Annotated in this window: 17 protein-coding genes and 1 riboswitch; of the genes, 1 reads left to right on the forward strand and 16 read right to left on the reverse strand. The window is 45.5% G+C overall.

Annotation, left to right across the window (positions count from 1 at the left end; translation table 11 throughout):
• Window positions 1-91 precede the first annotated feature (91 nt).
• From cmk to J6600_RS10855, 15 genes are all read right to left on the reverse strand, one after another.
• Window positions 92-766 carry a (d)CMP kinase gene (gene cmk, locus J6600_RS10785; protein ID WP_209387392.1) on the reverse strand — a complete coding sequence of 225 codons (675 nt, stop codon included), beginning with the start codon at window positions 764-766 and terminating at the stop codon, window positions 92-94.
• 78 nt (window positions 767-844) lie between these two features.
• Entirely contained in the window at window positions 845-1,021 is a 177-nt protein-coding gene (locus J6600_RS10790; RefSeq protein ID WP_003153420.1) for a YpfB family protein, read from the reverse strand.
• 46 nt (window positions 1,022-1,067) lie between these two features.
• Window positions 1,068-1,724, reverse strand: coding sequence for a flagellar brake protein (locus J6600_RS10795; RefSeq protein WP_017418047.1), 657 nt, complete (start codon window positions 1,722-1,724; stop codon window positions 1,068-1,070).
• An 87-nt stretch (window positions 1,725-1,811) separates the two neighbouring features.
• On the reverse strand, window positions 1,812-3,158 hold the full coding sequence (gene ypeB, locus J6600_RS10800) for a germination protein YpeB (RefSeq protein ID WP_209387393.1): 1,347 nt from the start codon (window positions 3,156-3,158) through the stop codon (window positions 1,812-1,814).
• Window positions 3,159-3,182: 24 nt separating this feature from the next.
• On the reverse strand, window positions 3,183-4,052 hold the full coding sequence (gene sleB / locus J6600_RS10805; RefSeq protein WP_022553025.1) for a spore cortex-lytic enzyme: 870 nt from the start codon (window positions 4,050-4,052) through the stop codon (window positions 3,183-3,185).
• A 130-nt stretch (window positions 4,053-4,182) separates the two neighbouring features.
• Window positions 4,183-4,839, reverse strand: a complete 657-nt coding sequence (prsW, locus tag J6600_RS10810) for a glutamic-type intramembrane protease PrsW (RefSeq protein ID WP_003153415.1) — start codon at window positions 4,837-4,839, stop codon at window positions 4,183-4,185.
• A gap of 96 nt (window positions 4,840-4,935) precedes the next feature.
• Window positions 4,936-5,919, reverse strand: a complete 984-nt coding sequence (locus tag J6600_RS10815; protein ID WP_014418270.1) for a YpdA family putative bacillithiol disulfide reductase — start codon at window positions 5,917-5,919, stop codon at window positions 4,936-4,938.
• 105 nt (window positions 5,920-6,024) lie between these two features.
• Window positions 6,025-7,299: an NAD-specific glutamate dehydrogenase gene (gene gudB / locus J6600_RS10820; protein ID WP_003153413.1), complete on the reverse strand. Its 1,275-nt coding sequence runs from the start codon at window positions 7,297-7,299 to the stop codon at window positions 6,025-6,027.
• 160 nt (window positions 7,300-7,459) lie between these two features.
• On the reverse strand, window positions 7,460-8,044 hold the full coding sequence (locus J6600_RS10825) for a genetic competence negative regulator (RefSeq protein ID WP_003153412.1): 585 nt from the start codon (window positions 8,042-8,044) through the stop codon (window positions 7,460-7,462).
• Window positions 8,045-8,195: 151 nt separating this feature from the next.
• Window positions 8,196-8,984 carry a metallophosphoesterase gene (locus J6600_RS10830; RefSeq protein ID WP_209387394.1) on the reverse strand — a complete coding sequence of 263 codons (789 nt, stop codon included), beginning with the start codon at window positions 8,982-8,984 and terminating at the stop codon, window positions 8,196-8,198.
• A gap of 86 nt (window positions 8,985-9,070) precedes the next feature.
• Window positions 9,071-9,529, reverse strand: a complete 459-nt coding sequence (locus J6600_RS10835) for a YpbF family protein (protein WP_007409443.1) — start codon at window positions 9,527-9,529, stop codon at window positions 9,071-9,073.
• Between the two features lie 68 nt (window positions 9,530-9,597).
• A complete protein-coding gene (locus tag J6600_RS10840; protein WP_061862339.1) occupies window positions 9,598-10,368 on the reverse strand; it encodes a LysM peptidoglycan-binding domain-containing protein in 771 nt (256 codons plus the stop codon).
• Window positions 10,346-10,933: a CPBP family intramembrane glutamic endopeptidase gene (locus J6600_RS10845; protein WP_007409441.1), complete on the reverse strand. Its 588-nt coding sequence runs from the start codon at window positions 10,931-10,933 to the stop codon at window positions 10,346-10,348. Before J6600_RS10845 ends, J6600_RS10840 begins: the two co-directional genes overlap by 23 nt.
• A 14-nt stretch (window positions 10,934-10,947) precedes the next feature.
• Complete coding sequence (locus J6600_RS10850; RefSeq protein WP_095272899.1) at window positions 10,948-12,438, reverse strand: RecQ family ATP-dependent DNA helicase; 1,491 nt, start codon at window positions 12,436-12,438, stop codon at window positions 10,948-10,950.
• The gene (locus J6600_RS10855) at window positions 12,431-13,489 is read right to left on the reverse strand and encodes a YpbB family protein (protein ID WP_209387395.1); all 1,059 of its coding nucleotides are present in this window, start codon (window positions 13,487-13,489) and stop codon (window positions 12,431-12,433) included. The genes J6600_RS10850 and J6600_RS10855 overlap by 8 nt, the downstream gene beginning before the upstream one ends.
• A 268-nt stretch (window positions 13,490-13,757) precedes the next feature.
• Between J6600_RS10855 and J6600_RS10860 the strand changes: the two genes are divergently transcribed.
• Window positions 13,758-14,006 (forward strand): ferredoxin, encoded by a 249-nt coding sequence (locus J6600_RS10860; protein WP_003153403.1) that lies wholly within the window; start codon window positions 13,758-13,760, stop codon window positions 14,004-14,006.
• A gap of 135 nt (window positions 14,007-14,141) precedes the next feature.
• On the opposite strand, the gene J6600_RS10865 is transcribed toward J6600_RS10860, so the two are convergent.
• Complete coding sequence (locus J6600_RS10865) at window positions 14,142-14,714, reverse strand: riboflavin transporter FmnP (protein ID WP_003153402.1); 573 nt, start codon at window positions 14,712-14,714, stop codon at window positions 14,142-14,144.
• Window positions 14,715-14,861: 147 nt separating this feature from the next.
• A riboswitch (FMN riboswitch) is annotated at window positions 14,862-14,996 on the reverse strand.
• Between the last annotated feature and the right edge of the window lie 144 nt (window positions 14,997-15,140).

The following is a 15,140-nucleotide window of genomic DNA, read 5'->3' on the forward strand; positions in this document are numbered from 1 at the left end:
TTTATTAGTATTAACTTCTAATAAATGGACTGGTTTGTCAAGCAATAACATCTTGTCTTTCGAAAAAAATTATAAAGCGCTCCGCCCGGGCTTAACGTGATTTCTGTTCAACGATCTCCAGAATTTTTCCTGCGACTTCGGCAATGCTTAGTGACGTGGTATCGATTTCAATCGCGTCTTCCGCTTTGCGCAGCGGGGAAACTTCCCTCTCTGAATCGAGTTTGTCGCGTCTGGCAATTTCTTCAATAAGCGTCTCGTAATTCACGTCATAGCCTTTTTTCTTATTCTCTTCATATCGGCGCTTCGCTCTTTCCTCTACGGACGCGAGCAGAAAAATTTTCACTTCGGCATCAGGCAGCACATGAGTACCGATATCACGGCCGTCCATGACGACACCGCCTTTTTCTCCGAGCTGCTGCTGTCTTTTGACCATTTCTTCTCTGACGCCTTTATGCTTGGCGGCGATTGATACTTGGTTGCTGACTTCGTCTTTTCGGATTTCTTCTGTCACATCTTCTCCGTTTACCAGAACGATTTGTCCTTCCGGAGCGGATACAAGCTCAATTTCCGTATGCTTCAGCAGCTCTGTAAGCGCGGCTTCATCGGTTAAATCGGCATTCTGCTTGAGCGCCGTATATGTAATGGCACGATACATCGCTCCTGTATCAATGTACACATATGATTTTTTCTCAGCCACTATTTTAGCAACGGTGCTTTTTCCGGCAGCGGCCGGCCCGTCGATCGCAATTGATAATTTCTTGTCCATAATCTCTCTCCTTGCTCTTTACTCCTCTATGGATTGTATCATGAACTGCCGGAAAAGGGGCGAAAAAATTGAGCTGATTTACCGCTTTACCGTTTCAATCCATTCTTTTTTCTCCATTTTATCAACTCCCTCATATTTCACAGCTTTCGAAATATAAGGTTCAATAGGCTGATAATGAAGCAAAAACTGCACCGCGCCCAAAATGATAAGCTGAATGCAGACCAATTTGACCAGCAGACGTTCAAACGTTTTCATACACGCGCACCTCCATTAGGATTAGTATGGAAAAGTGCGCTGCTGTTTATTCCGACAGACTGTTTCTTCTCTGCTGCAGCTGCGCGCGCATACAATATTGGAGTAAAAGCTGCTGCGAAGCGGGAGCGATTTCTGCAAATTCAAGCGTCATTTTTTGTTTATCCGCCTTTTCATCATAAAAAATCCGCTGGATAACAGCCTCGGCCGTAATATCCGCCGTATTTTCCTTGCCGGGAAGAGAAAATGCGACATACAGCTTTTCACCTGGTTCCGCGGAAATATGCTCAGGCATCACAACAGCGATTCCGCCGGCGCTGATATTAGAGGAAACCGTTTGGAAAGCGGTTTTTTTCGCTTCCATTTTGACGGATACATCCAATACTGCGTCTGCACGGACGTATCGGCGTCTTTGAATCCGCTTCATTTCCTCCTGAGGGGGGATGTCCAATCCGATCATCGGGATGGGGTCTTTTTTCTTTCCTTTGATTATGCTTTTAAATTGATACGGCACTTGGCCATTCCCCATAAATTCCGCTGTTATTTCCAATCCTTTATGCAAAAAGACCGTCCGTCCCGAATCCAGATCGACGGGATATGAGATGTGCAGTTCGCCGTTTTCAACGCTTACTGCTTTGCTCCTCGCTTTTTTGGGCTCATTGTTCTCTATGTATTCAATCCAAATATAATCTCCGACAGCTATCATGGGCCTTCACTCTTTCATTTTTTATGCTTTTATTAAAGCATGTAACGAAAAAAAGGAAAAGACTTTTAGTCCTTTCCTCCTTTATTTTTATAGGTCTTTATATATAGGTTCTGCACTTTTTAACTTTTCTATTTTTTCCTCTTTTCCATCGTCCGCATTAATGAACATTTGATACGTGTCTTTTCCGATCGTCCCGAGCATTTCGTAGCAAAGCACTTCCTGACCGAGTTCATTCGTGATCAGCGCCTGCCGGGTCTCCCGCACTTCAACATTTTTATTCAGCTTCGCTTTCGCTTCATCAGCTGACAAAGCGGGAGCCGGAATCGTTCTCGTGCGGTGCGCCGCCAGGTAATCACGCGCGGAAAAACCGACGACTTCACCATCATCCAGCGCCACTTTCATTCGGATGGCTTCCGGATAAATGCGGACATTTTTCTCCACGGGGATAAAAGAAAAGACGCCGATGTTATTATATTGCGCGCTTTCATCAATTTCGAGGCCTTTTGTTTCATATCCATTTTTCTTTAAAAACGCGACGGCCCGGTTAGATGCTTCATTGAGGCTGATCTTTTGTTTCTTCACGGCCCGTTTTTGAATCAAATAGACCGGATGTCCGCCTTTTTGGGTAATATCCATATAGATAAAAGACTTGTTGTCGGCGTCTTTCATGCGGATGCTGTATACGTCCCGATTCGTCTTCCTGCCGCTTTTGACCACTTTAATTGAATAATTATGATCAGGCGCAAACCGTTGTGCGATTTTGACCGCTTCTTTTTCCGTAATTTGTTTTCCTTTCAGATGCGTAAAACCTTTTCGTTCTGTATTTGCTCCCGTAAATGTGGGGCTGATGCTGTCTTCAGAAAAAGCGCCTACATTTTTTTCGACTGTTTTAAAGCTGTCGACGATCGTATTATCGCTTTGTTTTTTGTCAGAGGCGAGTGCCATCTCAACATCCATCCACCGTAAATTTTTGCTCATGACGAGATGCTGAACGCTGCGGAGCTGGTTTTGAATGTTCTCCGCCTGTTTGTACAGGCTGTTCAGTGTTGTATATTCTTTCTTATCAAGCGGTTTTTGATCTAAATCCCGGACGGATGTTTTATAGCTGAAATCTCCTATGTTGGATAAAAACTCCTCCGTCTTATTAAAAGGCATGAGAGTCAGCGGCAGCTGGCTCACATTGTTATGAGCTTCAGATGTAATTCTCCATACATCAATGAGCGCCGGAGACAGAGATTTTTTACTGTTCATCGCAAGCGTCGTCCCGATTTTGTCGTGAAGCTGATCTACATGGTACGTCAATTCATGAAAAGCCCTCTGATAATTATTTTCCGCATGCAGAAGGACCGCATCTTTTTCCTGATGTTCTTTATATCCCCAATATCCGGTTGCGGCGATCGCGACACCGAGAACGATAATGATTCCTCTAATCATGTTAACACCTCATTTTGCGTACTTTTACTCACAGAAAATGTGTTTTCCGATTCTTTTTATCTGCGGACGTCCCCAAATCCATTTGCTTGTCGCCGTATCAGGATTGAAATAATAAATCGCGTTTTCAGAAGGGTCCCAGCCGTTGATCGCATCAAGAACCGCTTCTTTTGCTCTTTCATTCGGCTGCATATATATTTGGCCGTCGGCAACAGCGGTAAACGCGAGCGGTTCGAAAATGACGCCGGCCACCGTATTCGGAAATAACGGGCTTTTAATACGGTTTAAAATAACCGCGGCGATGGCAACCTGCCCTTCAAACGGCTCACCGCGCGCTTCTCCGTACACAGCCTGTGCCAAAAGATTGATGTCGTTGTTTGAGAAACCGCCAGGCATATTGGCCGCTGTCGTATTTTGCTTTTGATTTGACTGGCCGCCTGTATTGTTTTGCGGCTTTTGAGCAGGCTTATTCGTTCCCGCCGGCTTCTGCGTTCCGGCTCTCGGTTTTGTTTGGTTTTCCAATGGGACGTTGCCATAATGAGTGAACGTATTCCCTTTTTGGATCTGCTCCATTACATATTCACGGTAATATTTTGATTTTGAAACCAGCACCTGTTTGGTTTTCGCGCCGACGAGGCCGTCAACCGGCTTCATGCCGAATTTCTCCTGAAAATTTCTCACGGCCCAGTATGTGGTCCAGCCGTAAACTCCATCGATTTTCCCGTTATAAAATCCGTTATATTGAAGACGGGCCTGCAATTCTATAACATCATCACCCGTCGCGCCTCTTTGAATCACTTGATTTGAAAACGCATGAACCGTTTCATGATGATCGAAGAAAGCGGCGGCGAAAGAAAATAGAATGAGACATGCCATAAAGGCTCCTTTGCACTTCATCTCTTCAAGCCTCCTACTGCAAAATTTAAAGTGTACCCGTATTGTCTGTCACGAGGTTATTTTTATGCACGTTTCCTTCTTATCCCCTGTCAAGGCATAAAAAAGAAACCGCACGCGACGCGCGGTTTCTTCACACTTGGATCATATTGACGGAGCGTGCTTTTTTTGCCTTTCGCAGCCCGAACCACCATAAAAACAGCATAAACGGCAGCATATAATATACCCAATGATTGAGGGCGGTAAGAATAAAATCGTAAGAACCGTGCAGACATGAAGGCACGGCCAGCGAAATCACAAGCCATTTGACACGGGCTTTTTTCTGCGAAAAGCGGGCTTTTCCGAGATAAAATCCCATAATCACTCCGATCAGCGCATGGCAGGAGACCGGCAGAAGCGCCCTGATGAAAGCATGCTCAACGCCGTGGCCGAATAGATACAGAATATTTTCAAGCGTGGCAAATCCTAAAGACACACTGGCCCCGTAAACGATTCCGTCATAATGCTCATCAAAATGAGCATGCGGATACACACTGATCATCAGAACGAACCATTTCACCGATTCTTCCAGAAATCCCGAAGACAAAAACGAAACGAAAAAGCTTCCTCCCCCCACATGCTCTTTTTCAAGAACATATTGGATAAACATGGTCGGAAACACAAGGACAACCCCGAGAAAAAAAGACCTCAGCACCATATGTACGGGTTCATTGTCATACTGATCTTTTAAATAAAAATAGCTTAACAGCGCAATGCCGGGAGCAATTCCTGCAGAGATGATTGCAAACATCAGGCAACCTCTTTCCTTTATATTCCTATATCTATGGTACCATGTTGTTCATATTTTTACATCTTTCAATTTTTTAAAAAAAGAGCATATGAATGATCATATGCTCTCTCTACCCAGCCGTTTTGATATTTCGTTTGCAATCAAGCCGCCGTGAAAACGGCCGTTCTCGATAAAAATTTCGTTGGCGTTATTTCCAGCCGCAATGACTCCGGCGATAAAAACACCGTCAACATTTGTTTCCATCGTTTCTTCCCGGAAAAACGGCCGGCCTGATTCAGCATCAATCCGCACACCGATTTTTTCGAGGAAACCGTGATCGGGATGGTATCCCGTCATGGCAAATACGAAATCGTTTTTCAGCCGGACTGTCTCATTTCGGCCGGAGCGGAAAATGATTTCATCTTCCGTCACTTCTTCAAGACAAGCGCCGAATTCCATCCGGATTGTGCCGTTTCTGACAAGGGCCTCAAACTCAGGCAGAATCCACGGCTTGATGCTCGGGGAGTACTCATGTCCTCTGTAGAGCACAGTGACGCGCGCACCGGACTTCACGAGTTCCAAAGCCGCGTCCACACTTGAGTTTTTCCCGCCGATCACAGCAACATCTTTATCAAAATAAGGATGGCCTTCTTTAAAGTAATGAAATACCTTAGGAAGCCCTTCACCCGGGATGTTCATATAATTCGGATGATCATAATATCCTGTCGCAATGATACAAAACGGAGTGAGGTAGCGGTCTTTTGATGTTTCTACAAGAAAACGGCCGTCTTCCTGTTTCGTTACGCGCTCCACTGTTTCAAAGGCGTTTACGCGCAGCTCTTTTCTTCTGACGACCTCTCTGTAGTAAGAGAGAGCCTGTATTCGGACCGGTTTTCTGTTTTCCGTAATAAAGGCAACATCGCCGATCTCCAATTTTTCACTTGAACTGAAAAAAGTTTGGTGGGTCGGATAGTTATAAATGCTGTTTACGACATTCCCTTTTTCGATCACAAGCGCGTTCACGCCAATTTGCTTCAGATGTATAGCCGCCGATAATCCGCAAGGACCTCCGCCTATTATAATTGCCTTTTCTTCTGTCATGTCCTTCAACTCCTGCGATTGGCATTTCCATCATAAGTTTCCACTCATATAAAAAATCTCCTATATTATCATAGGAGATTTTTTTTGTTTATGCAAACGATTGGTTTATATCCAGCCTCTGAAACGCGAAGCCTCAGCCATTTTCCGCACGCCGACCATGTAAGCCGCAAGCCTCATGTCAATCCGGCGGTTTTGGGACATTTCATAAATATTATTAAACGATTTTATCATCATATTTTCCAGTTTTTCCTCGACTTCTTCTTCACTCCAGTAGAAGCCTTGGTTGTTTTGAACCCATTCGAAATAAGAAACCGTTACACCGCCGGCGCTCGCCAGGACATCGGGAACCAGCAGCGTTCCTTTGTCTGTCAGGATTTTCGTTCCTTCCAGTGTCGTCGGTCCGTTTGCCGCTTCTACAACGATTTTCGCTTTGATGCGGTCAGCATTTTCTTCTGTAATTTGGTTTTCAATCGCCGCCGGGACAAGTATATCACAGTCCAGCTCAAGCAGCTCCTGATTCGTAATGGTGTCATTGAACAGCTTCGTCACCGTTCCGAAGCTGTCTCTGCGGTCAAGCAGATAATCAATATCAAGACCGTCCGGATCGTAAAGGCCTCCGTACGCGTCAGAAATTCCGACAACTTTCGCGCCGGCGTCATGCATAAACTTGGCCAGGTAGCTGCCCGCATTTCCGAAACCTTGTACAACGACGCGCGCGTTCTGAATATCGAGACCTTTTTTCTTGGCCGCTTCTTTTATGCAGATGGTGACGCCTTTTGCCGTCGCTGATTCCCTGCCGTGGGATCCGCCGAGTACAAGCGGTTTTCCCGTAATAAAGCCGGGTGAGTTAAATTCATCAATTCTTGAATATTCATCCATCATCCAAGCCATAATCTGTGAGTTTGTAAATACGTCAGGTGCCGGGACGTCTTTAGTCGGTCCGACAATCTGACTGATTGCTCTGACATATCCCCTGCTCAGCCTTTCAAGCTCTCTGAATGACATATTTCTCGGATCACAAACAATTCCGCCTTTACCACCGCCATAAGGAAGATCAATAATTCCGCATTTTAAACTCATCCAGATGGAAAGTGCTTTCACCTCTTTTTCAGTTACATTCGGGTGAAAACGAATGCCGCCTTTTGTCGGACCTACGGAATCATTGTGCTGCGCACGATAGCCTGTAAATATTTTCACAGACCCGTCATCCATCCGAACAGGAATTTTAACCGTTAATAATCTGAGCGGCTCTTTCAGCAGTTCATACACTTCTTCTGGATACCCCAATTTTTCCAGAGCTTTATGTATTACGGTTTGGGTTGATTTTAATACATCATGTTTGTCTTCTTCATTATGACCGGTGAATCGATCGGCTGCCATTTGAGTTAACCTCCTAAAATCTTCTGTTTCTCTCATGCTCCCTTTCAGTGACTAGTATACACCTTCAATATCTCCGTGCATAGAAGAAAGACAATGATTTTTCCATTATTTCGCTTAAAAAAAGACGGCCGCTGAAAACAGCTGCCGTTTCAAATCTTTTTTATGAAAAATGTTTCTGGATGGTCTCCACAGCATTGCCGTCCATGATGAGTTTTCCGTACTCATGGAGCCTGTAAATCGTAATCGTCGCCGGGTGTCCGTATTCAGCCAGCACCGCGATGACGCCTTCGGCGGAACGGGAGCCGAGGTCTTCAAGGCTTACATAGTATTGGTTCTCATAGTGGTAGACGGTGCCGCCGGTAATCCCGATTCGGTGAAGGCTTCCGGCAAGCTGAATGATATCTTCAAACGAATGGAACTGATAAATAATATCCGGGCTTTCGTCAAGTTTGACCTGCATCTCGATATAATCATCGTCATATTCGTCATCTTCTGCGTCCGCGTCATGATTTTTCGTTACAATCACAACCATGCCTTGTGCCTGAAGAGAATATACTTCCACCGCGATCGGACCATTCGCTTCAAAGCCGAGCTCTGTATTTGCTTCATTCATCATATCTTTAAATAACTGGTGGACTTTAAACGAGTCCTTCCAGAGGTCTTCTTTTGTCAGTCCCCGATCAGTCAAATCGTCGAGGGTTAAAAAGATTTTAATCTTATTATAGTTCAGACGCTCAAGCCGCATAATGTTCCCTCCTGCCTCTTCTTGCACACAAATCATATAACACAGTATATGAATAAATGAGTCATAGGTTCTTAATTTGTTATCAGTTTACACCGTGTACAGCGGGAAGACAAGCAGAATGCCGTTTTTTATCACCGCGGCCGGGTTTGTTTCAGGAAGACGGCTCATCCGGTCCGCACAGCGTAATCATATGCGTCTCCGGTTTCGCCCCGAGCCTCAGCGGAACTTTTGTCGTCCCGTAGCCGTTGCTGATCAGGTAATGCGCTTTTTTTACCGTTCCCGTCCCGCCCAATTCGTACGGCCCGAACCGGCCGAAACGGATTTGGCCGCCATGCGTATGACCGCTGAACACAGCGTCAATCCCGTCTGACTCACTCATCTGCTCATGGATGTCCGGGTTATGGCAAAGCAGGAGGTTTACTTTGTCAGCATCCGTATATCTGATTGCAGAATCGTAATCATCCATCATCATCCTGATATCATCCACCCCGCAGATCGTAACGGTTTCCCCTTTATAAGCAAACTGAACCGATTCATTTCTCAGCGGGATCACTTTGTATGCCCGTAAAAGAGAGAGCAGCTTTTGCTGGCTGACCTCGTAATCGTTATTCCCCCACACATACATGACAGGCGCGAGAGCCGTCAGACGTTTGATGTTTTCTTCAATTCTGGCGTAAGGAACTCCGCCCTCCGCCAAATCACCGCCGAGCAAAACGGCATCCGGCTTATAACCTGCCGCTTCGCGGAGAAGCTTTTCATCAATTAAACGGCGGTGCACGTCAGATATAAAGAAGATGGTGAGCGGCTTCATCCCCTTCATTTTATCAAGCGTAAATGTATGTGTTTTCAGATGGCTGCCGTTTGCCGTTTTGTACATAACGGCCGCCATAACCGCAGCCGCTCCCGCCAATGAGCCGAGAATTCCCGCTGTAAGCTTCATAAACGCACTCTCCATTCTGTCATTGTCTTACATTAGACGGACAAACAAAAAAAGACGTTTCTATCCTTTCCGGAAAACGCCTCATTTTATTTGCTTTCAAAATAAAGATTGATATCATACCGATGTTTCATCAAGTGAAAAACAGATTCTCTCGCCCTCCATTTTTCAGGCTGGGGCCATAAATCCGTGCTTTTTTGGATAATTTCACATCTCAGTTTATGAAATTCACCCTCAGCTTTTTCTTCCTTTTTTTTAAAATAATAAGAAGTGCAATACGCAAAAGCGGAAGCCATAATCCAGCACAAGTAAACCGTATGGCCTAATATTTCCTGCAGAATCAGCTGCGGAGAGGCTTGGGGAGCATTAAAGCTTTTAAACATCAGCAGTATGCACATCAGGGAAAAACAAACGAGGGACGCCCACTGCCATCTTCGGCATTGTGCGGCATAATTTTCGTATTTTAATTTCCGTTTCACCAGCGCCTGAAGCATTTGTTTCGTCGGTCCGTCAGCAAATCGGTCTAATTGCTTCCATAAAGAATCCATGCGCTTCACACCTTGTCCGTTTTCATTGGTACACTATATGAAAAACGCGGTGAAAACATGCATTTATTTTAATCAGACAGCGGAATGTTCAGAACCTGGCCGGTGTACACGTCGTTTCCGTTTAATCCGTTGTAGCTGCGGATTTTTTCTTCGCCCGCCCGGCTTTTATAATATTTCATTGAAATGCGGTAAAGCGTTTCTTTCGGCTGTACAGTATGCTGTACGGTCCGCACTTTTTTCGGGACAGTCCCGGCTTGATCACTCGCGGCAGCCGGAGCCGCTTTTTCACGGACAGCCGGCGGAGACTGCTGTTTTGTCTCCGCGTAATCGGTGTCTGTCGGCTTTACTTGTTTTTCTGAGGGCGTTTCCGTTTTTTCAGGTGTTTTTTCACTTGGTTTTTCTTTCGTTTTTTCAGATGCAGCCGCTTCTTTCTTATCTTTGTCGTCAGACTTTTTTTTCTGTTGTTCTAAAAGAGCGGTTTCTGACGTTTCTTTCTGAGCGCCTTTCGGAATAACGGCAGGCGCGCTTTCACTGTGGTCTATGAAGACATCTTCATAGTCCTTCGGGTCAAATCTGCTGCTGTTCGTCATATAAAGAAGACCGAAAAAGACACCGATTGTTACGATAATGAACAGGACGGTCAGAAAAGTGAACAGCGGCGTTTTTGTTTTGGTTTTTTCCTTTACCTGCTCTTCCTTTTTTTTACGCTCCTCTTTTACAGATTGTCTTGTCGGGAGGCTGTCTTCAAGATATTCAATTTGTTCATCCGCGGCCGCGGCAACCTGCTGCTCGGCACGCAGCTGAGCTTTTCTTCTTTCAACTCTTGACATTTCCGTCATGCAAACCCCTCCTAACATATTGAAAACGGATCTGACAGGCAAATACCGCATCAATAATAAAATGCGCTGTAACCGGAACGAATAAATTGCCGGTCCATTCATAGATAAGCCCCAGCAAAAGACTGATGCCCGCAACCATCATAAACAGAAGCCACTTCGCCAAGTATCTGAAATGAAGCACGGTAAAAATGAAGCTGGCGGCCCATAAGCCGATATGTGTCTGCAGAACGCCTCTGAACAAAATCTCTTCGCTGAACGAAATGAGAAGCGTCAAAAACAAAATGTGCAAAACCGGCCTGTTCTTAAAAAGCAATACATTAATGCCGCCGTCATCATATAAATGCGAAGGACACCATTTCATCACCGCAAGATCGGCAAAAATGACAAGTACGGCAAGAGTTACACCGTACCATATGATATTATCGTCACGTATATGCCACAGCTTTAAAAAATCGTGAATGTCGGTGAAAAAGAAAAAGCCAATAACAGCTGAAACCGCCAATATGAGCAATTGGGTGGCATACAGCTGCATCACAATCTCCCGGTCTGAGAGCTGCCGGATCAATTCGCTTTGCCGTCTCAGCTGAACTCACCCGCAGACCCTGAACCGAAAATCCGGCCTAATTCCAGCTTCCAATCTTCAAACCGTTCCATGTTTTTACGTTCTCCTTTTTGCTCGTACGGAGCCAGATCAAGTCCGCAGCTGCTGCAGCATTGTCCGGTTTGACCTACAGGCTCATACGGTTCATCAAAATAAGACAGCAGCGCTTCTCTTATACATTCTTTCCGCTCTAATAACGCCGAAAAACGATTCATTTTACGCAGCTTCTTTTCCACGCGGTATGTCAGTTCTTCCTGCAGCTGCTCTTTTGTGGTTTTTCCTTGCAGATACAGATGGACGGCCGTTCGCGCCTGTGTTTCCTGGACGCCCTTATTGATCAGAACGTCCCGAAGCTTTCGCTCATCACCCGTACCGGCATCCCGTATGACGGCCAGAATGGCTTCCAGGTCATAATCAGACAGGCTTTCCGTCTGAATAATCTGCTGCTGAAGCTCGGTATCACCGGGCGCCCTCAGCAAAATACTGACACTCGGGCTGCCGTCGCGCCCCGCTCTGCCGATTTCCTGCATAAAGGCCTCGGCCGTTTGGGGAGGATAAAAGTGAATGACAAAGCGGATGTCTGACTTATCCACACCCATGCCGAACGCATTGGTACAGCAGATGCAATCAAGCTGGTTATGGATAAATTGCTGCTGGATCAAGATTCTGTCCCCTGTATCCATTCCGCCGTGATAATAATCCGTCCGCTTTCCCGTTTTTTCATTCAGCTCAGCCGCAAGCTCTTCCGCCCATTTTCTGGTCGGACAATATATGATACCCGGACCTTCAAGCTTTTCGGCAAGCTCCGTGAGCCTGCTTATTTTCTCGGCATTATCCGCCAAATGTTCTGCCGCCAGGAGAATATTCGGCCGGTTGACTGAATAAAGATGACGCACCGCATGCTCAAGGCCGAGCACATCCGTCACGTCTCTGAGCGTTTCTTTTGTCGCTGTTGCGGTCAGCGCCAATACAGGCGGCTTTCCGAGTGCCTGCCTGAAAGGCCCGAGCTTCGAATAATCAGGCCTGAAATCATGTCCCCATTCTGATATGCAATGAGCCTCATCAATAACAAATAAACTGACCGGGACATTTTTCAAACGGTTCAGCACATAAGGTGAAGAAAGGGCTTCAGGAGACATATAGAGAAATTTATACCGGCTGATGTTGCTGAGGATAAAATGCCGCTCTGCGGAATTCAGCATGCTGTTTAATGCCGCAACCCGCTTTTCTCCTTTCGCTTTCAGCTGCTGCACCTGATCTTCCATTAATGAAAGAAGCGGTGAAATAATCAGCACCAGCCCGTCCATCATGTAACCCGGGAGCTGATAGCATAATGATTTTCCCCCGCCGGTCGGAAGCATGGCGATCGTATCTTTTTTTTGGAGCACGCTAGTCATAATCTCTTCCTGCCCTTTTTTAAAGGAATGCAAACCAAAATACCTGGATAAAGCTTTATGCAGCTCAGTCATGCTGATTCACCGTCTTTGCCAGCGCCAGCCTGATCTGAAAATAGCTGAAGCGCATCTGCATTCCTTCGCGAATCCGTTTAATTTTATTCGTTTGATGCTGTTTTGCAAATGCCGTTATCATACGCTGTTCCTCTTCAGAAAGATACTGTTCTATAAAAAATGCAGGCTGGTGCAATGATATTTCTACGATATGATCTTCGATTGTGGCGGTTTTTAAATTTCTGACCGCGGCGATCCGTTCAATCGGAAACCCTTTTTCCAACAGCTCAAAGGTTTTTCTGGCAGACTGTGTCAGCGCGCTTTCCGCCTGCAGATCGGACAGCAGCTCGCGCAGAGCGGGATATGCACATTGCGGAAGCGATTGAATAACATAATGTACCGCTCCCCAAAACTGGACGGACACATACCATTCATCTTCGTTCAGCTGGAGAGCGAGCTGCTTATTCGTTTTGCCGATTCTGTTGAATGAAGTTAAAGAATAGACAAAAATAAGCGCCTGCCGTTCACTTACGCCTTGCAGAAGCTGAAACAGCGCGTCATGCATTTGGACGGAAAGCTCTTTAGCATCTCTGTTTTTCCGCATGAACCGTTTGACCCATCTCAGCGTCTGTACATCGTTGGTAACCGGGATATATTGACTGCATTGATGCTCTTTGTTTGACAGGACTTGAATGAGCAGGGAAAGCCGCCTCCACAGGGTGCCAGCAGGCGTTTGATAATTCGCGCCGTGGCAGTGCTTCGGCCAAGGCCGCTCGGCAAACGCCCGTTCAAGCCTTTGAACGCCGCGCGCAGTCACTTTCCACGTTCCCTCTTCTTTTCCGGCTGTAATGTATGAGTTCTCGGTGAGTTTATGCAAAGAAGCCGCAATATCGCCGCGTTCACAATGTGAAGCCATGCCGAAATATTTAGCGATCTGAAATAAGCCGGCATCCTGAATGGTTTGAGACGACTTTTTTCCTTTTAATAAATGAAACACAGCACTCGGAGTCCGTTCGCCGTCTATTTTGTCCAGACAGTCGAGAACCACGGTATCAAAGTAGTTTATCGCCAATCTAAACACACCTACATTTCTTCTGTGACAAGTTTCGTTTTTTGGTTCTTTTTATTTTAACAGATTTTCATATAAATTTGACGTTTAAAGTCATCTTTTAGGGGGAAGTGCTAAAGAGAATCCCTTATGTGATAAGCATTCTCAATCATTTTTCTGTTGAAATTTGACACTAACATCATTACAATAAGTAAGAGGAATAGGTGTTATATTTAAAAATATATAAGGTAAACCATTTGTTCCAACACGAACAATCTGGGAGGTTTTATTCATGGCAAAGTACACAATCGTAGATAAAGATACGTGTATTGCATGCGGCGCCTGCGGAGCTGCGGCACCAGACATTTATGATTATGATGATGAAGGCATTGCGTTCGTTACGCTTGACGAAAATAAAGGCGTCGTCGAAGTTCCGGAAGTTCTGGAAGAAGATATGATTGACGCATTTGAAGGATGCCCTACTGATTCAATCAAAGTTGCGGATGAACCGTTCGAAGGCGACCCGCTGAAATACGAATAAAAAAGCCCTCCCCGTGAGAGGAGCTTTTTCGTCCTGAATAAGACTCCGGCTGTTATCGGCCGGAGTCTTATTTTTTGCGATCAGCACAAACAAAAAAGCGTCCGGCTGTTTTCACAGAGCGGACGCTTTCAGTCTTTATTGTGTTTGGATGCTGCGTTTTTGTTCAATCCAAGGTTTCAGCTTCGTAAAGATGAACGTAAAGACGATGGTGATGATAATGCCTTTTACAATGTTAAACGGCAGAATTCCTGCGACAACCGCTGTTTTTAACTGGCTGTTTGACAGTGCCGGTGAATGTAAAAACCAAGTATACGCGGGCAGGATAAGAATATAGTTCAAAATACTCATCAGCACGGTCATCGCCGCGGTTCCGGCCAGAAGGCTCACCGCAAGACCTTTTGCAGAATTGAGCTTTTTAAACATAAACGCTGTCGGCAGAATAAACAGCGTTCCCGCGATAAAATTGGCTGCCTGCCCGACAGGCACGCCGGCCATGCTTCCTTGAATGATATACTGCAGAATATTTTTAATCGCTTCAACCGCAATCCCCGCCGCAGGCCCGTAAACCAAAATGGCGATAATTGCAGGAACGTCACTGAAATCAATTTTCAAGTAATCCGGCAGACCCGGAAACGGGAAATTTAACAGCATAAGCACAAAAGCAATACTGCTAAGCATACTGATGACAACTAATTTTTTTACTTTCACAATGCTCTCTCCTTTTCGATCAAATCTCTCGAAAAGAGGAAAGGTTCTTTTGCGCCCCAATAAAAAAACCGCTTTTGTTAAAAAGCGGGAGCTTACTAAGGCTTGGCAAAGAAACGTTTGATATAAGCATCAAAACGTCTGCTGAACCTCCATCTTCTCCCATCCAGACTATACTGTCGGCTCCGGAATCTCACCGGATCCTGCCGCCGAAGCAGCTCGCGGGCTTAGAGCATGATGCTCATCACCGCCGGTAGGGAATTTCACCCTGCCCCGAAGATTGATCTTATGAATTTATTCACATTATATATGATCAAATTGCAATTGTATAGAGAACTGCTCAAATTTAAATAAAATATTGGGGAAGCCCCATTTTCAGCTGATTCCGCGGTTTCCTTTTCTCCTTTACTGCGTCAATACACATTGACA

The sequence above is a fragment of the Bacillus sp. LJBV19 genome (assembly GCF_017797845.1).
Lineage (GTDB): Bacteria > Bacillota > Bacilli > Bacillales > Bacillaceae > Bacillus > Bacillus velezensis.

Excerpts from the sequence above, each read along its gene's own strand:
- cmk (WP_209387392.1), bottom strand. The coding sequence starts at position 766 with ATGGACAAGAAATTATCAATTGCGATCGACGGGCCGGCCGCTGCCGGA.
- J6600_RS10860 (WP_003153403.1), top strand. The coding sequence starts at position 13,758 with ATGGCAAAGTACACAATCGTAGATAAAGATACGTGTATTGCATGCGGC.
- J6600_RS10835 (WP_007409443.1), bottom strand. The coding sequence starts at position 9,529 with ATGGATTCTTTATGGAAGCAATTAGACCGATTTGCTGACGGACCGACG.
- ypeB (WP_209387393.1), bottom strand. The coding sequence starts at position 3,158 with ATGATTAGAGGAATCATTATCGTTCTCGGTGTCGCGATCGCCGCAACC.
- J6600_RS10790 (WP_003153420.1), bottom strand. The coding sequence starts at position 1,021 with ATGAAAACGTTTGAACGTCTGCTGGTCAAATTGGTCTGCATTCAGCTT.
- J6600_RS10795 (WP_017418047.1), bottom strand. The coding sequence starts at position 1,724 with ATGATAGCTGTCGGAGATTATATTTGGATTGAATACATAGAGAACAAT.
- prsW (WP_003153415.1), bottom strand. The coding sequence starts at position 4,839 with ATGTTTGCAATCATCTCTGCAGGAATTGCTCCCGGCATTGCGCTGTTA.
- J6600_RS10830 (WP_209387394.1), bottom strand. The coding sequence starts at position 8,984 with ATGAAGCTTACAGCGGGAATTCTCGGCTCATTGGCGGGAGCGGCTGCG.
- sleB (WP_022553025.1), bottom strand. The coding sequence starts at position 4,052 with ATGAAGTGCAAAGGAGCCTTTATGGCATGTCTCATTCTATTTTCTTTC.
- J6600_RS10825 (WP_003153412.1), bottom strand. The coding sequence starts at position 8,044 with ATGCGGCTTGAGCGTCTGAACTATAATAAGATTAAAATCTTTTTAACC.
- J6600_RS10840 (WP_061862339.1), bottom strand. The coding sequence starts at position 10,368 with ATGACGGAAATGTCAAGAGTTGAAAGAAGAAAAGCTCAGCTGCGTGCC.
- gudB (WP_003153413.1), bottom strand. The coding sequence starts at position 7,299 with ATGGCAGCCGATCGATTCACCGGTCATAATGAAGAAGACAAACATGAT.
- J6600_RS10850 (WP_095272899.1), bottom strand. The coding sequence starts at position 12,438 with ATGACTGAGCTGCATAAAGCTTTATCCAGGTATTTTGGTTTGCATTCC.
- J6600_RS10815 (WP_014418270.1), bottom strand. The coding sequence starts at position 5,919 with ATGACAGAAGAAAAGGCAATTATAATAGGCGGAGGTCCTTGCGGATTA.